24 protein-coding genes and 2 other annotated features are annotated in these 23,388 nt (G+C 55.8%); of the genes, 5 read left to right on the top strand and 19 right to left on the bottom strand.

Annotation, left to right across the window (positions count from 1 at the left end; genetic code table 11):
- Nucleotides 1–30: 30 nt before the first annotated feature.
- The 7 genes from G5B42_RS00440 to metG form a co-directional block, all read right to left on the bottom strand.
- Nucleotides 31–501: a ribonuclease H-like YkuK family protein gene (locus G5B42_RS00440; protein ID WP_181338549.1), complete on the bottom strand. Its 471-nt coding sequence runs from the start codon at nt 499–501 to the stop codon at nt 31–33.
- A 25-nt stretch (nt 502–526) separates the two neighbouring features.
- Nucleotides 527–1,363, bottom strand: a complete 837-nt coding sequence (gene rsmA, locus G5B42_RS00435) for a 16S rRNA (adenine(1518)-N(6)/adenine(1519)-N(6))-dimethyltransferase RsmA (protein ID WP_181338468.1) — start codon at nt 1,361–1,363, stop codon at nt 527–529.
- A gap of 230 nt (nt 1,364–1,593) precedes the next feature.
- A complete protein-coding gene (locus tag G5B42_RS00430) occupies nt 1,594–2,532 on the bottom strand; it encodes a response regulator (RefSeq protein ID WP_181338467.1) in 939 nt (312 codons plus the stop codon).
- A 122-nt stretch (nt 2,533–2,654) separates the two neighbouring features.
- A complete protein-coding gene (locus G5B42_RS12040) occupies nt 2,655–3,695 on the bottom strand; it encodes a ubiquitin-like domain-containing protein (protein ID WP_331273992.1) in 1,041 nt (346 codons plus the stop codon).
- A 127-nt stretch (nt 3,696–3,822) separates the two neighbouring features.
- Entirely contained in the window at nt 3,823–4,416 is a 594-nt protein-coding gene (locus G5B42_RS00420; RefSeq protein WP_181338465.1) for a TatD family nuclease-associated radical SAM protein, read from the bottom strand.
- 102 nt (nt 4,417–4,518) lie between these two features.
- Nucleotides 4,519–5,289, bottom strand: coding sequence for a TatD family hydrolase (locus G5B42_RS00415; protein WP_181338464.1), 771 nt, complete (start codon nt 5,287–5,289; stop codon nt 4,519–4,521).
- Nucleotides 5,286–7,226, bottom strand: coding sequence for a methionine--tRNA ligase (gene metG / locus G5B42_RS00410; RefSeq protein WP_181338463.1), 1,941 nt, complete (start codon nt 7,224–7,226; stop codon nt 5,286–5,288). Before metG ends, G5B42_RS00415 begins: the two co-directional genes overlap by 4 nt.
- A gap of 58 nt (nt 7,227–7,284) precedes the next feature.
- Nucleotides 7,285–7,529: a binding site (T-box leader), on the bottom strand.
- 175 nt (nt 7,530–7,704) lie between these two features.
- Here metG and G5B42_RS00405 point away from each other — a divergent pair.
- Complete coding sequence (locus G5B42_RS00405) at nt 7,705–7,956, top strand: AbrB/MazE/SpoVT family DNA-binding domain-containing protein (RefSeq protein WP_331273999.1); 252 nt, start codon at nt 7,705–7,707, stop codon at nt 7,954–7,956.
- A gap of 66 nt (nt 7,957–8,022) precedes the next feature.
- On the opposite strand, the gene rsmI is transcribed toward G5B42_RS00405, so the two are convergent.
- From rsmI to G5B42_RS00375, 6 genes are all read right to left on the bottom strand, one after another.
- Entirely contained in the window at nt 8,023–8,916 is an 894-nt protein-coding gene (rsmI, locus tag G5B42_RS00400; RefSeq protein WP_181338462.1) for a 16S rRNA (cytidine(1402)-2'-O)-methyltransferase, read from the bottom strand.
- Nucleotides 8,917–8,951: 35 nt separating this feature from the next.
- Nucleotides 8,952–9,440, bottom strand: coding sequence for a CBO0543 family protein (locus G5B42_RS00395; protein ID WP_181338461.1), 489 nt, complete (start codon nt 9,438–9,440; stop codon nt 8,952–8,954).
- Between the two features lie 85 nt (nt 9,441–9,525).
- Nucleotides 9,526–11,637, bottom strand: coding sequence for a hypothetical protein (locus tag G5B42_RS00390; RefSeq protein ID WP_181338460.1), 2,112 nt, complete (start codon nt 11,635–11,637; stop codon nt 9,526–9,528).
- 85 nt (nt 11,638–11,722) lie between these two features.
- A complete protein-coding gene (tyrS, locus tag G5B42_RS00385; protein WP_407926890.1) occupies nt 11,723–12,955 on the bottom strand; it encodes a tyrosine--tRNA ligase in 1,233 nt (410 codons plus the stop codon).
- A gap of 36 nt (nt 12,956–12,991) precedes the next feature.
- Nucleotides 12,992–13,217: a binding site (T-box leader), on the bottom strand.
- A 94-nt stretch (nt 13,218–13,311) separates the two neighbouring features.
- Entirely contained in the window at nt 13,312–14,328 is a 1,017-nt protein-coding gene (locus G5B42_RS00380) for a GGDEF domain-containing protein (RefSeq protein ID WP_181338458.1), read from the bottom strand.
- Between the two features lie 193 nt (nt 14,329–14,521).
- A complete protein-coding gene (locus tag G5B42_RS00375) occupies nt 14,522–15,010 on the bottom strand; it encodes a hypothetical protein (RefSeq protein WP_181338457.1) in 489 nt (162 codons plus the stop codon).
- Nucleotides 15,011–15,154: 144 nt separating this feature from the next.
- On the opposite strand from G5B42_RS00375, the gene G5B42_RS00370 reads away from it, so the two are divergent.
- The 4 genes from G5B42_RS00370 to G5B42_RS00360 all read left to right on the top strand — a co-directional run bounded on the left by G5B42_RS00370 (nt 15,155) and on the right by G5B42_RS00360 (nt 17,904).
- Nucleotides 15,155–15,478: a phasin family protein gene (locus G5B42_RS00370; RefSeq protein WP_181338456.1), complete on the top strand. Its 324-nt coding sequence runs from the start codon at nt 15,155–15,157 to the stop codon at nt 15,476–15,478.
- 376 nt (nt 15,479–15,854) lie between these two features.
- Nucleotides 15,855–16,916, top strand: a complete 1,062-nt coding sequence (locus G5B42_RS00365) for a sodium ion-translocating decarboxylase subunit beta (RefSeq protein WP_181338547.1) — start codon at nt 15,855–15,857, stop codon at nt 16,914–16,916.
- 19 nt (nt 16,917–16,935) lie between these two features.
- On the top strand, nt 16,936–17,070 hold the full coding sequence (locus G5B42_RS12035) for a hypothetical protein (RefSeq protein WP_269206117.1): 135 nt from the start codon (nt 16,936–16,938) through the stop codon (nt 17,068–17,070).
- Between the two features lie 405 nt (nt 17,071–17,475).
- Nucleotides 17,476–17,904 (top strand): GNAT family N-acetyltransferase, encoded by a 429-nt coding sequence (locus G5B42_RS00360; RefSeq protein ID WP_331273991.1) that lies wholly within the window; start codon nt 17,476–17,478, stop codon nt 17,902–17,904.
- Between the two features lie 60 nt (nt 17,905–17,964).
- On the opposite strand, the gene aroQ is transcribed toward G5B42_RS00360, so the two are convergent.
- From aroQ to G5B42_RS00330, 6 genes are read right to left on the bottom strand one after another with little or no spacing between them, the layout of a single operon-like run.
- Nucleotides 17,965–18,417, bottom strand: a complete 453-nt coding sequence (gene aroQ, locus G5B42_RS00355; RefSeq protein WP_181338455.1) for a type II 3-dehydroquinate dehydratase — start codon at nt 18,415–18,417, stop codon at nt 17,965–17,967.
- 13 nt (nt 18,418–18,430) lie between these two features.
- Nucleotides 18,431–19,522: a 3-dehydroquinate synthase gene (aroB, locus tag G5B42_RS00350; RefSeq protein WP_231133093.1), complete on the bottom strand. Its 1,092-nt coding sequence runs from the start codon at nt 19,520–19,522 to the stop codon at nt 18,431–18,433.
- Between the two features lie 34 nt (nt 19,523–19,556).
- Nucleotides 19,557–20,099, bottom strand: a complete 543-nt coding sequence (locus G5B42_RS00345; RefSeq protein ID WP_181338454.1) for a shikimate kinase — start codon at nt 20,097–20,099, stop codon at nt 19,557–19,559.
- On the bottom strand, nt 20,077–21,285 hold the full coding sequence (gene aroC / locus G5B42_RS00340) for a chorismate synthase (RefSeq protein WP_181338453.1): 1,209 nt from the start codon (nt 21,283–21,285) through the stop codon (nt 20,077–20,079). The genes G5B42_RS00345 and aroC overlap by 23 nt, the downstream gene beginning before the upstream one ends.
- 29 nt (nt 21,286–21,314) lie before the next feature.
- Complete coding sequence (locus tag G5B42_RS00335; protein WP_181338452.1) at nt 21,315–21,599, bottom strand: late competence development ComFB family protein; 285 nt, start codon at nt 21,597–21,599, stop codon at nt 21,315–21,317.
- A gap of 17 nt (nt 21,600–21,616) precedes the next feature.
- A complete protein-coding gene (locus G5B42_RS00330) occupies nt 21,617–23,344 on the bottom strand; it encodes a LysM peptidoglycan-binding domain-containing protein (RefSeq protein WP_181338451.1) in 1,728 nt (575 codons plus the stop codon).
- Nucleotides 23,345–23,388: the final 44 nt, after the last annotated feature.

The following is a 23,388-nucleotide window of genomic DNA, read 5'->3' as shown; positions in this document are numbered from 1 at the left end:
AACAAAAGTGCACAAAAGTGTCAATCACGATTATTTTGTGAACTTATCCGCCACCTTGGTCGCACCGTAGGAGTCGGGTTTAATTCGCGCGTCAAACCCGCTGCCGGTCACCATCCCCACCACTTCCCTGATGATCTCCTTGGTTCGGCCTTGTTGCCCCACGTCGAGGTGGATCTCGATATTAAAATCGGTTTTGCCCACCGCCATAAACTTCGCGGCCAGACGGGAAGCCACTTCCAAACTGCGGGCAGCCTCCAAAAAGATCCGCTGCTTCATCGAGAGCTGACCCTTCTGCTTCTCCTTGGCGTAATAAAAACGTCCGCCTTTCCCTTCCCGCAAGATCACGACCGCCGTCACATAATAAACGTCCTGCCGCTCCTGGGAATCGGTTCCGACGATCATCTTGTAGGTATCATCGGGATGCTCGTTAATGAACGCGAGGAGATCCCGGAACATCTGGTTGAAACTGAGTCGTCCTTTGCTCGGGCTGATAAAGTTCATCTTCATCCTCTCTTCGTTCAAAAGGCTAAGTCTGGGGCAGACCTTTCAAGTTCTTCCCACAAAGATCGGCTAATGCATAAAACTCCGCCGGCGAAAGGGTCTCTCCCCTTTGCTGGGGATCAAGCCCCAGGGCCCGTAAGGCTTCCATCACGTTTGCTTCTCCTCCCAACTGGGAAAAAATCCCGCGCAATGAATTATAAAGATTTTTACGGCGCGAGGAAAAAACCGTCCGCACCAGGAGGGAGAAACAACGTGCGGTGGCGGGGGAAAACTCCCGCGGACGCGGAGTCAGTTTAACAATCGCCGAATGGACCTTCGGCCTCGGGATAAAGACCGTCGGCGGCACGACCCCGGCCAACTCAACATGGCAATACGACTGGATCATCACCGAAAGGGCACCGTATACCTTGTTGCCGGGCGGCGAAACCATCCGGTCGGCCACTTCCTTTTGCACCAGAAAAACCAGGCGTTGCCACGGGACGCCGGCTTCGAGGAGGTGGAAGATGATCGGGGTGGTTATATAATAGGGCAAATTCGCCACCACTTTCGGGGCGGTCACCGGCGACGGCAGTAAAGCGGCGGGGTCATACTTTAATATATCACCAAAAACCAGCTGCACATTGTCCCGCCCGGCCAGGACTTCCGCCAGGAGCGGCGCGAGCGTGCGGTCGGTCTCCACCGTAATTACCCGCCCGGCCGCCTGGGCTAAAGCGGTCGTCAGGGCACCAACCCCGGTCCCAATCTCCAAAACCACATCCGCGACAGTAAGTTCCGCCGCGTCTACAATTTTACGGAGAATATTGGCATCCGCCAAGAAATTTTGGCCTAATCCTTTTTTCGGCACCACCTGGTACTTGGCCATCAACTGCTGGACTTGGCGGGGAGAAGTTAAATTCAGTCGCTTCTCTTCCGTAATTTTCTACCACCTTACCTGGTAAAGAGGAATCCCTTTCCGTTTTTTATTATGCCTCATTTATTATTTCTACAGGGAAGGACCATCCTTCCCTGTTTTATCAATCAAGCATATGAAGTGACCCCGGCGGGGGTAACAAGGAGTAGTGGAATTAAGCACGAAAACGCCGCCAGGTCCCCTTAAGCCGGAGAATTGCTTGACCGATCCCGCAACAAATTACTGCCGGGCCTTACCTTCAGCCGTTTGAGCAACTCTTCCCCAACGGTCTTGGTTTCCAAAGGATGCCGGTATTTATCAATGATGCCGTTGATCAGCGCGACCGACAGCGACATCAAAGGCCACTGTTCAAGACGGCCGTCAGGCCTTTGCAGATACATCCCGCCCCGTTCCCGGTCGTCCTCCAGGTAAAGCTGGAGAACCTCCTGGTCAAAACGGTCAATCAAAGCGCGCCCGACCTGCTCGCCGGTCCCCACCGGCAGCATCACCGCAAAATCATCGCCATGAATATGGGAAATAAAAATATCCGGTGAATCCAGTTCATCGGTTACTTCCAGGAGCAGCCGGCACAATAAACGCAGGGCCTCATCGCCGGCGCTGAAGCCGTAGCATTGATTGTAGATCCGGAAATTATTGATATCAATAAAGAGCAGATCGCAATCAACGCCCGCCGTTATTCGTTCCGCGATCTCCCGCCGTATGGCATCCCAGCCGGGAAAGCCGGTCAGCGAGTTCTTCGTGGTGGCCCGTCGCTCGGCCATCAGGGTATTTACTTCCGTCAAAATATCCTTGGGTTTAAATGGCTTGATTAACTGCGTGTCAATCCGTACCCCCAGCCCGACCAGGTCGGCCAGGTTAATCTCCTCTTGCGTCAAAAGGATAATCCCGATGTTGCGGGTGGCCGAATGTAATCTCAATTCATAACAGACTTCCAATCCGTCCTTATCCGTCAAATACTGGTCGACAATCACCACGCCCGGTTTAAAATCAAGGGCCTTCGTCAATACCTCATTCCCCTGGGTACACGTGGCCAGCTGATAACCGGCATTCGAAAGCCGAATCACCATTAATTCAGCCAGGTGCGGATCGCTCTCGGCTATCAACACCCTGTCCAGATTCATCAAAAGACCGCTCCTTCCCCTCGCTTTCCCTCCGTATTCAATGGTTCGACGAAAGGCAACCTATTCCTCTTCCTTAACCGGAAAAAACCGGTTTTTTCCCCAACTTTCATCATCCGGGCACTTTACGGAGCCAGAATATAAACTTTCACGCGCTTGCGCCCCCACAGCAACGCCTCGCGGACGGTATCATAACAAACATCGATCCGGTTCCCTTTAATGTCGCTTCCGATATCTTCAGCCGCGGCAAACCCGTACCCTTCGATATAGAGTTTGGTCCCAAGCGGAATCACCTTCGGGTCAACCGCCGCAATCCCGTAAGTTGCCTTTTTCCCCGTGTATGTATAACCGTCGGCATAGATCCCGCACGATTGAGGCCCCGGTTCATAGGCCGTTGCTTCCATGATGAACACATCAGTATAACGGATCGTCTTTCCCCCGGCGACGTTCGCCGTCCGGATCACCGGGCGGGTTCCCCGGGCAATCACTTTCTGCACCGCCGGTTTTTCCACCCGTTCCCCGACCAGCTGCCGGGAGACCTCTTGCCCGTCCTCATAAACCACCGTGTACTCCCGTGCCAGAATCCCGGGTTCGCCGGGGTTAACAACCCGCTGTTTCCCCTTATCCAGATTCGCATCGTTAACATAGGTCACCTTCGGCGTGAACTTTGATTCAATGGTCACACGCTCCGTGGTCACCCGCGTCACCTTTAAACGTAGGCCTGCCCAGACCTGGGCGTCGGCGGGCAAAGAAAGACGGTCCGCCGTCCCCAGGCTGATCCCGGTCCGCTGGAGGGCCTCGGCCACCGTTACCGGGGGCATCCGGACCTCGATTGCTTGTCCATCAGCCTCAATCACGAAATCCACTCCGCGCCGAATCGTAATGGTCATCCCTTCCCGCACCCTTGTCCCTAAACCGGGGGAGACCTCATCACCGGAACGGACAACCACACCGGCTTTGGCCAGCGCCGCCTCGACCGTCGGTGCCGTCGTCGTCAGCTTAACCTGCACACCGTCCACGGTCACCGCGATCGTCTGCAGCCGCCACGCATAAAACAGCAAAAGGAAAAAGGCCAGTCCCGCCAGGATGTTTACCCAATAAGTTCCGGACCGCAAGGGCAACCGCCACCCGGGCGCCCACACCTTCCGCACTTGCAAAATGATCACTCCTCCCAAAGGCTTTTTGTCGCACAAAAAGCCCAGCCCAAGGAGAACCCAAAGCTGGTTCTGTTTCTAAACAATTCCTTCTGCGTTCAACCGTCTCCTGCTGGAAATATGCGGAAAGATTAATCAGCTATTCGGTTTGGTAGGGGCGAATCCGCAGTTCCACCCCGAGCTCGCGGGCGAGCCGCCTGGCGGGTTCCGGATCAAAATTCGGGATCGCTACCACCGACACGATGACCCGCGGGATATACAACTTACTGTCCCGGATAAAACGGAGCAAAGCCGGATAGGCCTCCGGCCCCAGTTCGGAATGGCATAAACGATCGTACATGGCCGCATCGGCCGCATTTAAACTAATCGAAATGACATCCACCAAGCCGGCCAGATGGGGCAGGATCGGCTGTCCCAGCACCGCCTCGGCCAAACCATTGGTGTTAATCCGGATCGGTACCCCGAAACGTTCTTTCAAGGCGCGGGCGACCCCGACCACCACCTCCCACCGGAGTAGAGGCTCGCCGTACCCACAGAAAACAACTTCCCGGTAGGCCGAGACATCACCGGCCGCCGCCAGGACCTCCTCCACCGACGGTTCCCGGTCCAGCCACAGGTCGTACCCGACCCCCCGCTCATTATGGCGAATACAAAAAACACAACGGTTCGGACACCGGTTGGTGATATTTAGATAAAGACGGTCTTCGATTGAATACGCAAAAATATTACCCATCCCTGTGCCTCCCCAATCAGTCGCTCGTTCCTCATTACTATTTTGTCTTTGCCCGCATTTATCCGCCGGAACCAAACGGTGTTTCCTTCTCCGTTGAATTGTTTAGGGTGTCAGCCCGAAACAGGCCGCGCCGTTGTTCCAGGTCAGATCCGCCACCGCCTCCGCCGTCATCCCCAAGAGCTCGGCAACGCGTTCGGCTACCGCCAACAGGTAGGCCGGCTCGTTCCGCCGTCCCCGCCAGGGGTGGGGGGCCAAATAGGGCGCATCGGTTTCGATCAACAAACGATCCGGAGGCAGAGCCGGCACCACTTCCAGCAGTTTCCGGGCATTCTTAAAAGTCACCGGCCCGGCCACCGAGATATGGAGATTCATCTCTAAATAATCGCGGGCTGCTTCTTTGCTCCCGGAATAACAATGCATTACACCCTGGTAACAGCCGCCCTCCGCTTTCAGGGCCGCCACCAAATCGGCGTGGGCTTCCCGCCCGTGAATCACCACCGGTTTTCCGGCCTTCCGCGCCAAGGCCAGCTGGGCCCGGAGAGCTTCCTGTTGCGCCCGGCGGGGTGAATTCTCATAATGGTAATCAAGGCCGATTTCCCCAAGGGCAACGACTTTCGGGTGGGCCATCATCTCTTCCAAACGGTCAAGGTCGGCGGCGGTGACGGCCGCCGCCTCATGCGGATGAATCCCGACCGCAGCGTAAATCCCCTCTTCGGCCTCGGCCAAAGCCAAGGCCCGGCGGGAAGAGGGCAGGTCGTACCCAACCACCAGCATCCGGGCTACCCCCGCGCGGCGCGCCCGCTCTAAAACGGCGGTCAAATCGCCTTGATAAGCTTCGTCGTTCAAGTGACAGTGGGTGTCGAAGAGTCTCATCGGACTTCCGCCCCGTCCCCCACCGTCTTTTCGGGAACAACCAGGGCCAACTGATCGCCATTACTCGCCGCCAGGAGCATGCCCTGGGAGAGGACCCCCCGCAGTTTGGCCGGTTTCAGGTTGGCCACGACCACAATCTCCTTACCGACCAACTCCTCCGGTTGGTAATACTTGGCGATCCCGGCCACAATCTGCCGCTCTTCGCTCCCCAGCCGGACCTGCAAACGCAGCAGTTTATCGGTGCCTTCCAGCCTCTCCGCCGCCAGAACCTTGGCCACCCGCAATTGGATTTTGGCAAACTCTTCATAGGTAATCTGCTCCGGTTCCGCCGCCGGCGGGGCCGCCTTTTCCTGCGGTTGCGCGGGAGCCGGTTTTTCCTTCTCCGCACCGGTCTCCTTTTCCCATTCGATCCGCGGGAAAAGCGGGTCGCCTTTACGTACTTTGGTCCCGGCCGGGTACTGACCCCATTTCCCTCCGGCCACCAACCCCTGGGCGGTCGGGTCCGTATCCAGGCCCAACTGGGCAAAGATCCGGGCCGGGGTCTCCACCAGGAAAGGTGTCAGCAGGACCGCACTCAACCGGATCACTTCGACCATCGTATAAAGGACCGTACCCAGCCGCTCCCGGTTACCCTGTTTATTCAAGCTCCAGGGTGCCGCCTCGTCAATATACTTGTTCGCCCGGCCAATCAGCGCAAAGATGGCGGCCAGAGCGTCGGAGACCTCCAGTTTGTCCATGTGTTTTTGGACTTTTTCCAAAGTCAGGTTGGCCTCCGCGATCAAGGCTTCTTCCAATGGTCCGTACCCCCCGGGCGCGGGAACCACTCCGCCGGCGAACTTCTCCACCATCGAGAGGGTACGGTGCAAAAGATTCCCCAGGTCGTTAGCCAAATCTGTATTAATCCGGAGGACCAGCGCCTCTTCCGAATAGACGCCGTCCGCCCCAAAGGGCACCTCCCGCAGAAGAAAATACCGGACCGCATCCAATCCGTATTTCTCCACCAAAACCACCGGATCGATCACATTCCCCTTGGATTTGGACATTTTCCCGCCGTCCAAAACCAGCCAGCCGTGGCCAAAAACCTGCTTCGGTAAAGGCAAGCCCAACGCCATCAAGATGATCGGCCAGATGATCGTGTGGAAGCGGACAATCTCTTTCCCGACCAGGTGCAGGTCGGCCGGCCAGAACCGGTCAAAAAGGCCGCCTTTCCCCGCCTCGTCAGGGTAACCTAAAGCCGTAATATAATTGGTCAAGGCGTCAAGCCAAACGTAGATCACATGCTTTTGGTCAAAGGGGACGGGAATCCCCCACGAAAAAGTCGTCCGCGAAACACAAAGATCTTCCAGGCCCGGCCGCAAAAAATTGTTGATCATCTCGTTTTTCCGCGAAACCGGCTGGATGAAATCGGGATTCGCTTCAATGTGGGCCATCAGGCGGTCCGCATATTTTGACAAGCGGAAAAAGTAGCTTTCCTCACGGACTTTTTCCACTTCGCGCCCGCAATCCGGACATTTCCCGTCCACCAGCTGGCGTTCCAGCCAAAAGGCTTCGCACGGTGTACAGTAGAGGCCTTCGTACTCACTTTTGTAAATATCCCCTTGATCGTACAACCGTTGGAAGATGCGCTGCACTTTTTCGGTGTGGCGGGGCTCGGTTGTCCGGATAAAATCATCGTTGCTAATTTTCAGTAATTTCCATAAAGATTTAATATTGTCGACAATCTCGTCAACAAACGCCTGTGGCGTTTTACCCGCCGCCTCCGCCCGGCGCTGGATCTTTTGCCCGTGCTCATCGGTGCCGGTAAGGAAATAAACATCCTCCCCCAGCAGCCGGTGGTAACGGGCCAACGCATCGGCGACCACCGTTGTGTAGGCATGACCAATATGTAAATTGTCACTGGGATAGTAAATTGGTGTTGTCACATAGAATTTCCCCATACCGAACTCCTCCTTAAAATTTGGTAATAAAAAAACCTCTCCACCCAAAGGACAATGCTTTGGGGGCGAGGATTTCCCGCGGTACCACCCCAATTCTCTCTGTAAAACAGAGACTTGGCGGACAGGGTCCAGCCCTGGCCTTGCGCGTTAACGGGCGCCACCGGTACACCTACTGGCGGACTGCTCCCCTTTCAGTGTACTGCTCCGGGTCCATCTTCGTCCCTCCGTCCCCGGCCGGCTCCCACCATCCCGGCTCGCTGTCTACGCTTCAGGAAGACTACTCCTACCCTTCATTGCTTTTTAAGGCTATCCAGTGTTTATTAATATATTAATACCCATTGTCAACCGGTTTGTCAAGTTTTAAGCCGTTATGATAAAAATTCCCAAATTAATTATTCCCACCATTGACTTAGTTTGGAAAATAAGGTACAATTAGCTTGTAGTTGATTGTCGAATCTTATCGGAAAAGGAGGAATAGATCATGATGAAATCCACCGGAATTGTCCGTAAGGTAGATGAGTTGGGCCGGGTTGTTATTCCCATCGAATTACGTCGCACCCTTCGCATCGAAGAGAAAGATGCTTTAGAGATTTACGTCGACGGGGAAAGAATTATCCTCAAGAAATATGAACCAGCCTGTATCTTTTGCGGAAATGCCGATAATGTCCGAAATTTCAAGGAAAAAAACATCTGCCAGGATTGTTTGGATGCCATGAAAGTCGTCTCTTAATCTGTCCTTTTCCATAATCCTTTCGATTCAGATGTTGGCTTCACTGTTTCGGAAAACAAGGGGGAGTTAATCCCCTTTTCTTTTTTGGTAGTACTGATAAAGGTCGCTTCGGGACAGATTGTCCCGCTGGGCAATCTCGCGAATCACGGCGGAGGCTTTCTCCCCGGCGCGGCAGCGTTGTTGTATTTCCTGGTATAAACACTCATAGTCGGCCGCCTCCGGCTCCTCCTCGGCTTCCGGCGAACGGCCCGCCAACACCAGCGTAAATTCGCCTCTTACATCCCGGGCCGACCAGACCCGGACCGCCTCCGCCAGCGTTCCCCGCCAGAATTCTTCAAATTTCTTCGTTAATTCCCGGGCAATCACCACCGGCCGCTCCGGGCCAAGCTGCCGGGCAAGAAGCTCGAGGGTTTCGGTTAAACGATGGGGAGCTTCATAAAGGACAATGGTCCGTTCTTCACCGGCCAGGGCGGCCAGACGGGCTTTTTTCTCCTTTGGCTTCCGGGGCAAAAAACCTTCGAAGACAAACCGGTGGGTGGGCAGACCGGAAGCCACCAGCGCCGCCAGGCAAGCCGAAACTCCGGGCACCGGGACGACCTGAATGCCGGACGCCACTGCTTTTGCCACCAAAACAGCGCCGGGATCGGAGAGCCCCGGCGTCCCCGCATCACTGACCACTGCAATCTGCGCCCCGTTTTTCAGGTACTCCAGCAGCAGCGCCGCCCTTTCCTGTTCCTTCTCCCGGTAATAACTGACGATCCGCTGCTGAATACCAAGGTGAGCCAGGAGTTTCCTGGTCTGCCGGGTATCCTCGGCGGCGATTAAATCCACTTCTTTCAAGATCCGGGCCGCCCGGGGGGTTAAATCCTCCAGATTACCGATGGGGGTGGTGACCAAGTACAAACACCCGGCCACCGGTTCGCCTTGCGGTTGATTGCTCGCCCTGTATTCCTCGTTCATCGACCCTCTTCTCCATTCTACCCGTCTTCTTTCTGCTAATCACGCCGGCCGGTAAAAATCCTCTTTGGGCCGGACCCAACGGCCGACTCGGCCGCCTTACTGGCGGCCTGCTCCGTACGCCACCACCGCTCCTGAAGAAAGATCAGGGCAAAGAAGGGAATATAGAAAAGGCTGGCTTTTAAAGTATTCCACTGGTGATAACGGATGAGGCCCCACTGCACAAAGAGCCATTCGCCCACGGCATTGGCCCCAATCCAAACGAACCAGTTCAACCAAGCCCAACGGGGATACCGTCTCGACAAATAAACGGCAAACCCCCCTTGTGGGGGGGCAATACCCAAATCAGACCAGAGACTTAAACCGCCGGTCGTCGGCCCGATGTATTCCCATTGGCCGAGAGTGACCCCCAGCAGGTCGGTAATGGTCGCCAGTAAAGCCGTGAAAACGATGGTTGGGTATAAGTCACGCCACTCCCGCCGCGGGACGACGAGAAGAAAAACAAACCATAAACCAACTCCGACCAACCGGTAAGCCAGAAGGATCCCCCCTCCGGTTCCACCGCTTCAGTCCTCCAGTCCCCGAAACGCCCCTGCCGAAAACTGCCGGCGGTTATGGTTGGTCGGTTCCTGCCGGCTGCTCCGCCACCGGAGGAAAGACCATGTATTCGGGGCGCAAAAAGTCGGTCCGCCGCGCGGAAAGCGTATTCAAAAAGGCACTGAAACGGGGAACATTACTTCTTTGTTGGTAATTAAACCGTCCGTTCCGCCATTCAAACCCGTAAACGGTTCCTTCTTCATTATTCTGTCCTTCCCGCGCAAATCCATAGAGCCAAAGTTCACCATTGATCGAACTCAGCAGCAGGTCGTCATAGACCAGATCCATCTCGTGGGCACGTTTCCAAGCCGGCCCTTGTTTGGCGTAGATCTCCAGCCGCAATTTACGGCTCCTCGTTTTCAGATCGTACTCCCGGTGGAGAAAGATGATCTCCGTCTCCCGGCCCTCCAAAATATCGGCGAGGTAAACGCCACTGGCCGGTTCCCCGTCCCCCAGGTTGGAAAAGGCCGGACCAAGCTCTTGCAGTTGTAACCACCCATTCTCTTGCCGCAAAAGGCCGACCCGGTATTCGGGCCACCCCCAGAGGTTGTCATCGGTCCGCATTAACAGTAAAGCCTCTTCTTTCCCGTCGCGGTCCAGATCCCGCACCACCCAGTGGTGGATCCGGAAAGGCGTCAAGTATTTAAAAATATAATCGACCAGTGGTCCGGAAAAATTGGCGTCGGGCAAACGATTGGCAAAAGGATCAACCTTCTCGTGGAAGGTCTGAAAGAGCAGGTATTCATAGCCGCCGGCCGACCAGACCGGTTCTTCAATATGGTAATAACGTTCTTTATAACCCCTGGTCGTCAGTACTTCTTCCCCGGCGGGCGCAAAAGCCCCGAATTCATGGTAGGCCCCTTCCGGGTAGGCCGAATAGACCTTTGTCTTCAGTAGTCCCGTTCCCTTATCCAAATCGGCGGTGATCACCTGATAGCTAAGGGTCCGGTTCTCATATTTCTCGAGTAACTGCAGATGCCAATTGGCATTAAAAACGGCGGCTTCCTCCATATAGAGGCCGTTATTGTTCAAGATGGTCAGTTTTAAGGAGGGCAGTTCCAGGCCGTTACCTAAAAACGCCAGATGGTTCAGGCCCTTACCCGGTAAAATATAGAGCGATTTGTACAAGTACCCTTCCTGGTCGCGCGCCCGGCCGTAAGCTTGAAAGGGCAGCGGCACCAACCGGTAACGGCAACGTTCAAAATCCCAGTCGGCCATGGCGGCCTGGATCATAATTTTGCTGGGACTGCTGGCCGACGGAACCAGATATGTAAAGACATATTCTTCATCGATATCATCATCCAGGGCTTGCTCCACCTCCCACTCGAGCAGGTTGGCGTTCCCGGGCAGTAAAGGCAGGATCGCCCGCACCCCGGAAGGAATCTCCGCCAGTTTGTTTAAGGCCTTGCCCCAGCACATGGTGGTCCGCTCCTTTTTGGCCTCCGGCCCGAAGAGGACCGGGCGCTGCCGGGAGCGGGAAAAATGACGGTAGTCCTCCCGGGTCATCTGATAGGCGTCCGTTCCGCCTTTTAATTGGTGATCCCGCAGGTCCCACACCCGGCTGGTTACCGTCAGCACATTACTGTTGGGGTTTCCACCGAGATAATTCACCTCATGGACGACAAACTGGCCTTCATAGTCCATAAACTGGAGATCATACTGACCCCGGGCGGTAAACACCGCAATATAACAGTTATTCTTGTATTTATGCATCGTTAACTCGGCATGGGAGGAGCCTTCCGGTTGAAAGATGGTCCAGAACTCCAAGATCCCGTCGCCATCCAAGTCATCCACATGAAGAATGCGGTAAGAATAGCCGGTGTCACCGAATTTCATCTTACCACCGGTTTTGCTGCTCCCCTTCCCGAGGTTCACGTAGTAGACCTCTTGGTAACGCCCGTCAATCAAATCGAGCAATGTGAGGGCAAAGTTATCCTTCAGCGTATAAAGCACCAGGTACTCGCCATCCGGATCCGGATCAAACTCGGCCAGGGCGAAACACTGGATAATATTGGCACCAAGGGGCAGATAATTCAGGAGATCGCTGTTGGCTTGCGCCGCAAGGGGGGAAAGGACCATTAATAGTAGCGCGAAACAAAAAAAGAAAACACCCCGGCTTTTTCTCATTAGCGTAATCCCTCCTTTCTTTTTTAATTCCACATCCTGTCGGAACATCCTTTTGTTCACCAAAAAAAATAAGGCCGGGCGGCCCTTAATTAAACTCCACTTTATGGAAGACTTTCTTTCCCTTTTGCAAAAGCAAGCCGGACTCCTGGTAATCCTGGGGTTGAATTATCATGCCCACTTCAGTGACGGGTTTTTGGTTAAGCTGTAAACCTCCTTGGTCGATCAAACGGCGGCCTTCCTTTTTCGATGGGACCAAACCCGTCAGGACCAAAAGGTCGAGCAGGGGAATCCCAGCGGGGTAGGCGGCCCTTTGCACTTTGGTGACGGGCACCGCCGCACCGCCTTGGCCTCCTTCCGCAAACAGACGCTCGGCCGTTTCTTGGGCTTTGCGGGCCTCTTCCTCCCCGTGGGCCAGCTTGGTTACTTCAAAGGCCAGGATCTTTTTGGCTTCGTTGATCTCTTTGTCGCGCAAAGCCCCCAGCCTTCTCACCTCATCCATCGGCAGGAAGGTAAAGCAGGCTAAAAAGCGTTCCACATCATCGTCGTGGGTGTTCCGCCAGTATTGATAAAAGTCAAAGGGCGTGGTCTTGGCCGGATCCAGCCAGACCGCACCGGCTTCGGTCTTGCCCATCTTCTTTCCGCTGGCCGTTGTCAACAATGGCCAGGTCAGACCATAGGCCTCTTTCCCTTCCAAGCGCCGGATCAGGTCGGTCCCCGCCAGGATATTTGACCATTGGTCATCGCCGCCCATCTGCAAAATGCAACCATATTTCCGGTGCAAAACCAGAAAGTCGTAAGCTTGCAACAGCATGTAGTTAAACTCGATAAAGGAGAGTCCCCGTTCCATGCGGGCCCGGAAGCACTCGGCAGTTAACATCCGGTTCACCGAAAATTGGGACCCGATCTCACGCAGAAACTCAATATAGTTTAATGGAAGGATCCAGTCGGCGTTATTGACCAGTAAAGCCCGGCCGCTTTCGAAATCCAAGTAGTGGCTGAGTTGTTTTTTGATCCGCTCCGCATTCCGGTTGATCACTTCGACGGAGAGCATCTGGCGCAGTTCAGTCCGGCCGCTCGGATCGCCGATCATAACCGTCCCGCCTCCTACCAACGCGATCGGACGGTGGCCCGCCCTTTGGAGATGGGCCAGGCCCATAATTCCCATCAAGTGGCCGACATGGAGGCTGTCGGCCGTCGGATCAAAACCCACATAGCCGGTGACTTCCCCGGATGCCAGCGCATTACGGAGCTCATCCTCATGGGTAACTTGCTTGAAGAATCCCCTTTCCTTTAAAAGATCCAATGCGTTTGCCAACACTCACTACCTCCCCGTAAAAATAAAAACTCCCGTCCCGGTAGGGACGAGAGGTTGCTCGCGGTACCACCCTAATTGCCATTCATGTAAAGAATGGCCACTCATTGGATAACGGCTGACGCCGGAAAACTCTACTAATGCCGGAGGCAGGTTCAAGTTTTCGTTCTCCCGGGGGTAACTTCAGAAACGGCCGCACCGGTTTGCACCAACCACCGGCTCTCTTTTGTCGAAACCGGTTCCTACTTCACCCGATCCTCGAAACACTTATGGAATTTGGCCTTATCTTACCACGCGGCTGATCCTTTGTCAACGGCGGGATTTTCCATTCCCGCCAAAACTTTCCTTCCGTCACACGCCGTTCAACAGGTTTTTTTCTTCTGGTAGACCGCGGCGGCACTCTCCCCGTAACAAGCCCTTGCCTCACAGACCTGATTTTTGCCGCTCTTTTTCGCCAGGGCATTGGCTTCTTCCGCCTTCCGGAGCAGCTCTTCCAAGTTCTTCCCGTCCTCGGGGAAGCTGGCCACCCCCACCGATATCGTAATCGGAAAAAGCCAGTCCCGCGTGGTCTCTTCCACCAGAAGCCGTAAGCGTTCGCCAACACGCACGGCTTTCCGGCGGTCGGCACCGGGGAGGACAATTAAAAACTCATCTCCCGAAAACCAGCGGGCCAAAAAATCACCCCGCCGCAACTGGCTGGCCAGAATCTCACCGAGTTTCCGGATCATACAGTTACCCTTCTGGTAGCTGACGTCATTATACTGCCGGAGGTTGTCCCCGTCCACAAAGAGGATGCTGAACGGGGCCTGCTCCTTAAGGGATTTATTTAGCTTTTCCCCCAGGACAGTCTGGGCCGCCCGGTGGTTGGGCAAACCGGAGACATCATCGCAAAGGGCCAGGTTTTGGGCTTGGTCAAGCAGCAAATAACTTTCGGCAATATGCGGCACCAGAGTAGTCAGGAGTTCTTCCACCGCCCCCGAATCCTTCTCCGTGCTTTCCGTTTCCGGTAAAAAATGATGAAAAACCAGACGCAAAAAGGCCGTCATTTCCTTTTCGCCTGGACCATATCCGATCACATTAGTCCGAAAATCGGGACTAAGACCGCCCCTCGTCGCCACCCGCCTGCTGTAAACGACCTGCAACCGACCGGTAATCATCAGCGCCCGTCTTGGCGTGAGCCCCGGATATAACAGTAATAACCGATCGTCGGCAAGCCGGACCGGGATAATCTTTATCTTCTTTCTCTGCACCTTTAATTCCAGCGTCAAATCGGTGAGTGCTTCCTTTAGTCTCGGGAACATTTCTCCCGCCCAATCCGGTTGTTGGGAGAACCGTAGAAAGACAATGGCACCCTGGTCGGCATGGCGCTTTTCTTTCAACGCCTTCATTAACCCAAAAAGGTTGAGAAAACCAGTTTGCGGATCACAATAAAACCCTGGTTTTAAAAGAATGGGTACCGTCCCCTTTACCTGGATTATAACGCGAAAATGAATATTAAATTTTCGTTAGTTTACATAGTATAAATTATATCCATTTATTACTAAATTGTCAAGAGAAATAAACAATTTATGTTTACTCGGTCCACCGTTCTTCGGTCGCCGCGGACCACCTTGCCCAAGGGGGCTCCTCCACCGCTGCGGTAAAGAGCGGGCGGACGTGGCCAAAGAAGACCAGGCCACCGACGGGCAGGAGCACGAGCAACAAGCCAAGCACGGCGTTGATCACCATGCGCAACCGGACCCCAACATCAACCACCGACTGAAGGACGGGAGACAGGAGATTAAAACTGACCAGCGCCAATAAGCCGACACAAAGAAGAAAGACCCAAAAAGCCTGCACCGAATACCAGGCCCACGACCGGCAGGCCAAAAGGCCGACGCCGGTGACCAGTAGCCAACCGGCAAAAGGTAGATAAAAGACCGGAAAAAAGGGAAAACCGAACGTGAAAACAAAAGATGCCCAGTCCCGCGCCCAAAAATAACCGAAAATCGGGAGGAAAAGCCCGCCTGCCCCAAAGAGCAGCAACAACAGACCGCAGACGAAGATTATTGCTTTCCGCATCAGCACTCATTCCTTTCCGCCGTGTTATGGTTTAATTTCGCTCTTTCCCCGCCGGTTCCTTTCGTCCGTTGAAGTCCGGACGATTTCACCGGATGATAATTTTGATCCGAACCGTTTATAATATGGAAAGAAAGGAGGGACGCGATGAAAAGTTTTCTTGAGAAATCATTGGTTTTTGGCTTGGGCACCTTCTCGCTAACCCGCGAAAAGGCGGAGAAGTTCCTCCGCGACTTGGAAGAACGGGGCGAAGTCACCGCGGCCGAAGGGAAAAGAATCCTCAATGAGCTGATGGAAAAGGGCGAACAGGAAAAAAAAGCGCTCCAGGAGACAATCCAGCAAACGGTTGGCGAAATCATGAAAAACCTCGGCTACATCAGGAAGGAAGAGTACACTGCTTTAGAAGAACGGGTTAAAGAGTTGGAAGCACGTTTATACGGTGCGCCGACGGCGGGCGAAACAACCGAATAAAGCTTCGTTCGCCAAATTGGCCGCACCTTTTTCTTGCCTCCGCCACCCAGGAAAGACACCCGCCTTCACAGTCAAGAAACAGATGCGCGTGCCAAGTTCACCCAGTCGATCCGGGATCCGTATCAAAACGATCAGACGAACCCGGGTCGTTTTGTTATTGAACATTCCCCACCTAAACGGAAATCGTCCTTGAACGGGCGAAATAAAATATTGCATATTTGTTAAATCTCTTTTTCCGCCCTGTATCTTGTTATAATATGAAATAGTAATTGCGTACGCCCAACCTCAACCGCACGATCGAATTTAAACAAGGAGGTATCTTGTATTGGAAGTTTTACTCGCATCCATCCAGGCAATAACGTGGAAATCTTTGGTGATGTTTGTTATCGGCGGAGTCTTGATCTACCTTGCCATCAAGAAAGACTATGAACCCCTGTTGTTACTACCAATCGGCTTCGGTGCCATCCTGGCCAACATTCCCTTTTCTTCGGCCATCGGCGAAAACGGCTTTCTAACTATCCTTTATAACGCAGGAATCCACACGGAACTTTTTCCGGTTTTGATCTTTATTGCCATCGGCGCCATGATCGATTTCGGTCCGCTTCTGCAACAGCCTTTCATGCTCTTCTTTGGTGCCGCCGCCCAGTTTGGGATCTTTATGACAGCCCTTCTGGCCCGCGGATTGGGTTTTTCCCTGAAAGAAGCGGTCTCCATCGGGATCATCGGTGCCGCCGACGGTCCGACCTCGATCTATGTGGCCAATCTCTTCGCCGGCGAGTTGATTGGACCCATCACCGTCGCCGCCTACTCCTACATGTCACTGGTCCCGTTGATCCAACCGCCGGTGATTAAAGCCCTGACTACGCCGGAGGAGCGCAGGATTCCGATGGATCTTAATCTGCACAAGGTCTCGAAAACCACCCGGATTCTCTTTCCCATCGTCGTCACGATGGTCGCGGGGTTGATTGCCCCGATGAGCGTCGCGCTGGTCGGTTCGCTCATGTTCGGTAACCTCATCCGGGAATGCGGCGTCCTGGACAGGCTCTCCAAAGCCGCCCAGAACGAACTCTCCAACCTGGTCACGCTCCTCCTTGGGATTACCATCGGTTCCACCATGATCGCCGAGAAGTTTTTAACCTGGAAAACCATCATGATTCTCATGATGGGGCTCTTTGCCTTTATCTTTGATACGGCAGGCGGGGTTTTGTTCGCCAAACTCCTCAACCTTTTCCTTCCCCGGAAGGTCAACCCGATGATAGGGGCGGCCGGAATCTCCGCATTCCCCATGTCCGCCCGGGTGATTCAGAAGATGGCGCAAAAGGAGAATCCCGGCAATTTCGTTCTGATGCAGGCCGTAGGGGCCAACGTCGCGGGGCAGGTCGGTTCCATTCTCGCCGCCGGAGTCCTCATCTATCTTGTCAGCTCCCTCGGATTATAGTAAAAAGGAGGTTCTGTGAATGTCCGATAATATAGTCACCACTTTACGCATCCTGCTGCAGAGCCTGGCCGTGACCTTTTTCGGCATGATCATTATCTATTCGGCCATCAAATTACTGGTTAAATATTTCCCGGAGGATAAAGAAGAACAATAGGGTCCAAACCTAACCCTGTGCGGGAAATTATCAGTCTGAACGCCCCTTTTTACTATGAAGGGGCGTTTTGCTTCTCCCCCTGTCTTTTTCCCGGAAAAACAGTGTTTTTTCCGGATTGCTTTTTGGCAAGGGAAACATATGCTTGAATCAAGGAATTGCCACCTCCAAGCCGTTGGTCGCTGGTAATTCTCGCGACTTGAACAAAGGGGGTGTTTTTATTTTAGGACCTGGCAGTTAACGGTAGCCACCGGATCTTCCGCACGTCCCAACGGCAGTCGGACTAAATAAATTTGGGAGATGAAACGATGAGGAGGCTACCTCCGCACAAACGGGATACCGTCCAGTTGCTCCTGAACGATACCCCCGAAAATTGTTCCGCGCTTTTCCTACTCAACTCGGAACGCAGTGAAGTCTCTGCAACAACAAGATGCCGGGCTGTTCCGGCAAGTCTTTGCCGCCGAGGATTGGCTGTGGGAATTCTTCCCTTCCGTTGAAGACCTCTTAACCCAGGGACAAGTGGCGGCGGCCTTCATCGACGGCGAACTTGCCTCCGTGGCGTCCACCCTGACTTTCACTGACCACTACTGCGAATTGGGCGTCGCCACCCGCCCCGAATTCCGGGGCCGGGGGTTGGCGCTGGAATGTGCCCGTGCTTTAAGCCGGAGCCAGTTCGAGCAGTTTGGCCGCCGCCCATGCTGGCGCACCCAGATCGGCAACATTGGTTCCTGGAAAACCGCCCACCGGCTAGGCTTGGTCGAAACGTCCCAACCCGAGCAGTTTGTTTTCCTGTCCAACTACAAACATATAAGCGCCAAGACCAGCGTGGTCCCTTAAGATCCCGCTCGCCAGCGTAGATCGGAAAAAAAGAGGCTACGAGTTACTCCTCGTAGCCTCTTAACTTTCGTCTTTGTTTTCGCCCCGAATCAGCTTAACCAAAGCCCGCAACCCCCACAAATAGCTGTCTGCACCAAAACCACAGATTAAACCGGCGGCGACCGGTGCCGTCAATGACTGGTGGCGAAAAGACTCCCGGGCGTGGATATTGGTCAGGTGCACTTCCACCACGGGCAGGGCAACCGCCGCCAGCGCGTCCCGCAGGGCAACGCTGGTATGGGTATACGCAGCCGGGTTGATCAATATTCCCTGTTCGACGCCGCGGGCCTGGTGGATCCGGTCGATCAGCGCACCCTCATGGTTGGACTGGAAGATCGCCAGCTCCACCTGGAGTTCGTCCGCCAGTTTCCGGAGTTTTTCGTTAATGGTTTCCAGGCTAACCCGGCCGTAAACCTGCGGTTCCCGTTCCCCCAAAAGGTTCAGGTTTGGGCCGTGTAACACCAGGATCTTCATGGCTATCCCCCCTCTAAGCCGCGCCCATCCGGCGTAAGACCGCTAAAATCAGTTCCGGCGGCACATCGTCCTTCACCAACACGTCGCCAACCCGCGGACTTAAAACCAGGCGGAGGCGGCCGTTCTTGACTTTTTTGTCCCAAGCCATCCTGGCCAAAAGCTGCTCCGCCGGGATCCCCGCGATGGTCGTCGGCAACTCATAAAGCGTCAAGACTTCAAGGGTGGCCCGGCTTAGCTCCGGTGTCGCCAGCCCCAGCTCCACACTGATCGCCGCCGCCGCCGCCATCCCGATCGCCACCGCTTCCCCGTGCCGGTAGACCGTATAACCGGTCTCCGCCTCCAAAGCGTGACCGATGGTATGGCCATAGTTGAGAATCGCCCGGCGTCCCTTTTCCCGGACATCCTCCGTCACCACCTGGGCTTTAAAGGCACAAGCCCGGGCGATGATCTCCAGCAAAGCCTCGGGCTCACGCCGGCGTACCGCCGTACTGTGCTGCCGAAGAAAGGCATCAAGGGTGCAATCGCCAATCAGCCCCACTTTGATGATCTCGGCCAGGCCCGTTTTGAATTCCCGCTCGTTCAGGGTGGTCAAGACCTCCAGGTCGCTAAGGACGACCGACGGTTGGTAAAAGGAGCCGATCAGGTTCTTTCCTTCCCGGTGGTTAACGGCCACCTTGCCGCCGATCGAGCTGTCCACCTGGGCCAACAGGCTCGTCGGCACCTGTACCAGGCGCACCCCTCGCAAGTAAGTGGCGGCGGCAAAACCGGCCAGATCGCCGATCACTCCACCGCCCAAAGCCAGGATCGTCGAATCCCTTTCCAAACAACCGACGACCGCGGCATCATAGACCTTGGTCAACTGATCGAGCCGCTTATAGACCTCACCATCGGGAATCGTCACCGTCTGGACATCAAAACCCGCCTCCGCCAAGGCTTTCACCACTACCGCCAGATAAAAGGCACCGACGGTCGGGTTCGTCACCACCAGTACCTTCCCGGTCAAACCCTCCTCCCGCAGGATGGCCCCGGCCCGGGCCAGCAACCCGGAACCCAGGTACAGGGGGTAGGTCTCCGTTTCCGCCTTGATCTCCATCCGCCTCACCATTGTTCGCTTCATCCTCCTCCTGACCGACACCGGGTCATCCGGTACCGACTCCCCACTGTCGCGCCAGGTTTATAATCTCCGCCGCCACCTGCCGGGGCGTCCGTCCGTCGGTCCTCACCACTTCATCCGCTTCGCAGTAATACTTTTCCCGTTCGCGGAGGAGTTTCGCCAGGACCCCGACGGCGTCTTGCCCGGCCAGGAGGGGACGGTCGGTACTGCGTTGGACGCGGCCGCCCAACACCTCCGGAGCGGTTTTTAAATAAACAACAAGACCAAGCGACTGCAGGAGGCGGCGGTTCTCCCCATCCAGGACCGCGCCGCCACCGGTTGCCACCACTGCATGGTTTTTTCCGGCCAAGCCACGAATGGCTTCCTTTTCGACCAGGCGAAAGAAAGGTTCACCTTTCTCCCGGAACAACTCCGGAATCGAATGGCCGGTGGCCTCCTCGATCAATTGGTCGGTATCGACAAACTCCCAACCAAGTTCGGCCGCGAGTAGCCGGCCGACCGTCGTTTTCCCGCAGCCCATCAGCCCGGTCAAGATCAGGTTCGGTTTAACTGTCCGCCGGTCCCGCATCCAATCCCTCCCGGTAGGAACGGTAAGCCCGCTTAAGCTCGGGAAGGGTATCTCCCCCAAACTTCTCCTGCAAAGCCGCCGCCAGTACCCAAGCGACCATCGCTTCGGCCACCACCCCGGCCGCCGGTACGGCAGTCAAGTCCGAACGTTCGGCCCCGGCAGCCCGGGGCTGTCTGGTCTTGAGGTCAACCGACGGCAACCCCCGGTACAAGGTGGGGATGGGTTTCATTGCCGCCCGCAGAATCAACGGTTCTCCATTGGTGATGCCACCCTCGATCCCCCCGGCCCGGTTGCTCGCCCGCTGCCAGCCGGTCTCCGTCGTGAAGCCGATGGCGTCATGCATCTGGGAGCCGACCAGATCGGCCCCTTTAAAGCCCACCCCGAACTCCACTCCTTTGATCCCCGGGATCCCCATCACCGCCTGGGCCAACTGTCCGTCGATCCGGCGGTCCCAGTGAACATGGGAACCCAACCCCGGCGGGACACCGGTGGCGTAGACCACAAAAATTCCCCCCAGGGTCTCCTTCTGCTCCCGGGCGGCTTCGATCGTTTCCACCATCGCCTGTGCCAGCTCCGGATTGACGGCTCTGACCGGCGACTCGTCAACCCGGGCTTGCGCCGCCGGGGTCAAGGGTTCCCGGTAATCCTCCCCAACCCCACCGATGTGCGTCACATAACTGCCGATAAAAATCCCAAACTCGGCCAATAATAGTTTGGCGAAGGCCCCCACCGCCACCCGGGCCGCCGTCTCCCGGGCGCTGGCCCGTTCAATAATATTGCGCAGATCGGTATAGCCGTACTTGAAAGCCCCGCTCAGATCGGCATGACCCGGACGGGGCGTTGTCACCACAGTCGAAACTTTATCAAGGAGCGGATCGGCCGCCAAGTTCACCGTAGCCGTCTCCGGCGGGGTAAAGGGAGCCATCACCCCCGACCAGCGAGGCCAATCCCGATTGTTAATCCGTAAACAGATCGGACTCCCGATGGTCGCCCCGGACCGGACCCCCGACAGGATCTCCACCTGGTCACGTTCGATTTTCATCCGCCCGCCGCGGCCAAAACCCAGTTGGCGCCGGGCCAATTCCCGGTCGATTGCCTCCTGCACCACGGGAACCTTGGCGGGAAAACCTTCAATGATTGCCACCAGGGCCGGCCCGTGGGATTCACCAGCCGTTAAAAATCGCATCTTCCCCCTCCGTTACTCACCCTTGTGGATTATTTTTCCGTCAATTTGGTCGGCCCGTCATGGCGCGGGTAGGCCGCCACCTGCTCGAGTGCTTGCATCACGGCCAGCAAGGCATCGGTCCGGACCTGGCGGTCACTCTGTTCAACCCGGGCAAAGATCTCCCCGACCGGGCTGGAGGCGTACCTTCCCTTAATTTTACTCAGGGCAATCAAAACCACATCCTGCTTGCACTTTGGGCAACGGCAAAAATCAGGATTGACCTGCAGAACTTCTTCCAAAACCTCAAGAACTACATCTTCCATATAGTTCTTCATCCCATTCCCCTTCCTCCTCAATAGTTATCGTTAACTACCTGGTCAATGGGGACCGGTAAGATAATGATTTGGTCCGTGCGGAGCGCCGTCACATCGGTAATACTGTTGATCTCCATCAGCAATTCAACAGTAACCCCGTAACGCTGGGCGATCCGCCAAAGGGTCTCTTTCGGTTTCAGTTGGTAAAGGTGATTGGCCGGAATCGGGATCCGGATAGTTTGTCCTACCCGGAGCAGGCCCGAAGCGGGGAGGTCGTTTTCGTCGAGAATGGCCGCCGGATCCACTCCGTACTTGCGTCCAATCGAAAAGACCGTATCGCCGCTAACCACCCGGTACGCCACCCGCAAGGCAACAGGCGGCTGTTCACCCCCGCTTTCGGCCACCACCGCCGTCGGCCCCGGCGCCGGTTCCGGCCCCGGCTGTGGCCCGGCCGGTCCCGTGGCCTCCCCACTGGACGGTTTAGGCGGCTCAAAACCGACTACTTCCGCCAGCACCTGAGGTGTCGGTGGGGGTACCGGGGTAGCCGTCACCGCCGTGGGTTGGTCAGGGCTGAAGATCTCAATATGAATCACCTCCGCCCCGGACGCGGGCGCCGCCGAAGCGGCCTTGCCGGTTGCACCGGTGTTCGTCGGAGCCGTTCCTTCCGGAAGGGGAGTCAGGAACAAACAGACGGTTTTTTCTTTCGACGGTCCCTCTTGGCCCGGGGTCAGCAGCAGGGCGGAAGCCGTCTGCTCCGTAAAAGTCAAACCCGAAAGCACACAAGTTTCCCCCGGCGCCAGGGTCTGCTGGGCGATAATTTGGCTGTTTTCGATCTGCGGCACGCGGCGGCCGTCGGCCGTTTCGAGCCAGCCGCCAATCCCGCTCACCGTTAAGGTCAGCTCGAGGCCAAGCGCGCCGTCATTCCGGGGGTGGGGAGTCACTTCGATACCCACCCCAACCTTTTGGTACTGGATCAGATTTACCCGGGCGTCGGGGTTGGTTGTAATGACCGGGTACTGATCACCGAGGAAAGCCACTCCGGACCGGTTGCTCTCCACCCAAAAGCGCTCACCGGCCAGCCGCCTGCCCACCACCGTCCGCCGCAGTTGGTCGGTGGCGGTAAACGCCCCAAGCCGCAAAGGCGTGTGGACGGCCGTTCGGGGGAGCGCCCAGTTCAACCCCTGTTCTTGTGCATAATCCAGCTCAATTTCGACCAACTCCGCCACCATCAAGTAAGGAGTGGCGCTCCGGTCCACGGTCTTCAGAACTTCACGGATATTTTCGGCCTCCAATGGGCTGACCGGAACAGTTACCTCCTGCCGGCCCGCCTCCATCTGGAGGCGTTCCCGGGGAACAACCCGGGTTAAAGCGGCCACCACGGCTTCTTCACTGGCCAGTGACCATTGGAAATGATCAAGGAAGCGCTCTGCCAAAGCGGCCGGTTCCGCCCCAATCAGCGCGGTCCCTTCCACCCAGGAGCAGGGGTAACCGTGCATCCCCGCCAAGAGTTCAACCGCTTCCTTCGCCGTCAAGCCCGGTTTGAGCGGAAGGGTCACCTTCCCCTGCACGATAGGGGCCAAGACGACCGGAAACTCGCCAAACCCGGCCAGACTGCGAAAGACCATCCGAAGGTCGGCGTTGTCCAGATGCAACTCGGGCAAGACCCTGGCGCTCGGTTCCGGCTCCGCCCCTGACAGCACCAGCGGGATCACGAAAAAAAGCAGGAGAGGTAAGAACCGGCGACTATCCTTCCTTTTGTACCGCATGCATGCACCCTCTTATGTCTGGCTTTTTGCGTTTCCTTGCGCCG

It is taken from the genome of Capillibacterium thermochitinicola, assembly GCF_013664685.1.
GTDB classification, from domain to species: domain Bacteria; phylum Bacillota; class UBA4882; order UBA10575; family UBA10575; genus Capillibacterium; species Capillibacterium thermochitinicola.
Note: the sequence above shows the minus strand (reverse complement) of the source record. Positions and strands in the feature narration are given on the sequence as shown.

Coding starts and splice junctions, on each gene's coding strand:
- G5B42_RS00440 (WP_181338549.1), bottom strand. CDS start 501: ATGAACTTTATCAGCCCGAGCAAAGGACGACTCAGTTTCAACCAGATG.
- rsmA (WP_181338468.1), bottom strand. CDS start 1,363: ATGGCCAAGTACCAGGTGGTGCCGAAAAAAGGATTAGGCCAAAATTTC.
- G5B42_RS00430 (WP_181338467.1), bottom strand. CDS start 2,532: ATGAATCTGGACAGGGTGTTGATAGCCGAGAGCGATCCGCACCTGGCT.
- G5B42_RS00420 (WP_181338465.1), bottom strand. CDS start 4,416: ATGGGTAATATTTTTGCGTATTCAATCGAAGACCGTCTTTATCTAAAT.
- G5B42_RS00415 (WP_181338464.1), bottom strand. CDS start 5,289: ATGAGACTCTTCGACACCCACTGTCACTTGAACGACGAAGCTTATCAA.
- metG (WP_181338463.1), bottom strand. CDS start 7,226: ATGGGGAAATTCTATGTGACAACACCAATTTACTATCCCAGTGACAAT.
- rsmI (WP_181338462.1), bottom strand. CDS start 8,916: ATGAACGAGGAATACAGGGCGAGCAATCAACCGCAAGGCGAACCGGTG.
- G5B42_RS00390 (WP_181338460.1), bottom strand. CDS start 11,637: ATGAGAAAAAGCCGGGGTGTTTTCTTTTTTTGTTTCGCGCTACTATTA.
- G5B42_RS00375 (WP_181338457.1), bottom strand. CDS start 15,010: ATGCGGAAAGCAATAATCTTCGTCTGCGGTCTGTTGTTGCTGCTCTTT.
- G5B42_RS00370 (WP_181338456.1), top strand. CDS start 15,155: ATGAAAAGTTTTCTTGAGAAATCATTGGTTTTTGGCTTGGGCACCTTC.
- G5B42_RS00365 (WP_181338547.1), top strand. CDS start 15,855: ATGTTTGTTATCGGCGGAGTCTTGATCTACCTTGCCATCAAGAAAGAC.
- G5B42_RS12035 (WP_269206117.1), top strand. CDS start 16,936: ATGTCCGATAATATAGTCACCACTTTACGCATCCTGCTGCAGAGCCTG.
- aroQ (WP_181338455.1), bottom strand. CDS start 18,417: ATGAAGATCCTGGTGTTACACGGCCCAAACCTGAACCTTTTGGGGGAA.
- aroB (WP_231133093.1), bottom strand. CDS start 19,522: ATGGTGAGGCGGATGGAGATCAAGGCGGAAACGGAGACCTACCCCCTG.
- G5B42_RS00345 (WP_181338454.1), bottom strand. CDS start 20,099: ATGCGGGACCGGCGGACAGTTAAACCGAACCTGATCTTGACCGGGCTG.
- aroC (WP_181338453.1), bottom strand. CDS start 21,285: ATGCGATTTTTAACGGCTGGTGAATCCCACGGGCCGGCCCTGGTGGCA.
- G5B42_RS00335 (WP_181338452.1), bottom strand. CDS start 21,599: ATGAAGAACTATATGGAAGATGTAGTTCTTGAGGTTTTGGAAGAAGTT.
- G5B42_RS00330 (WP_181338451.1), bottom strand. CDS start 23,344: ATGCGGTACAAAAGGAAGGATAGTCGCCGGTTCTTACCTCTCCTGCTT.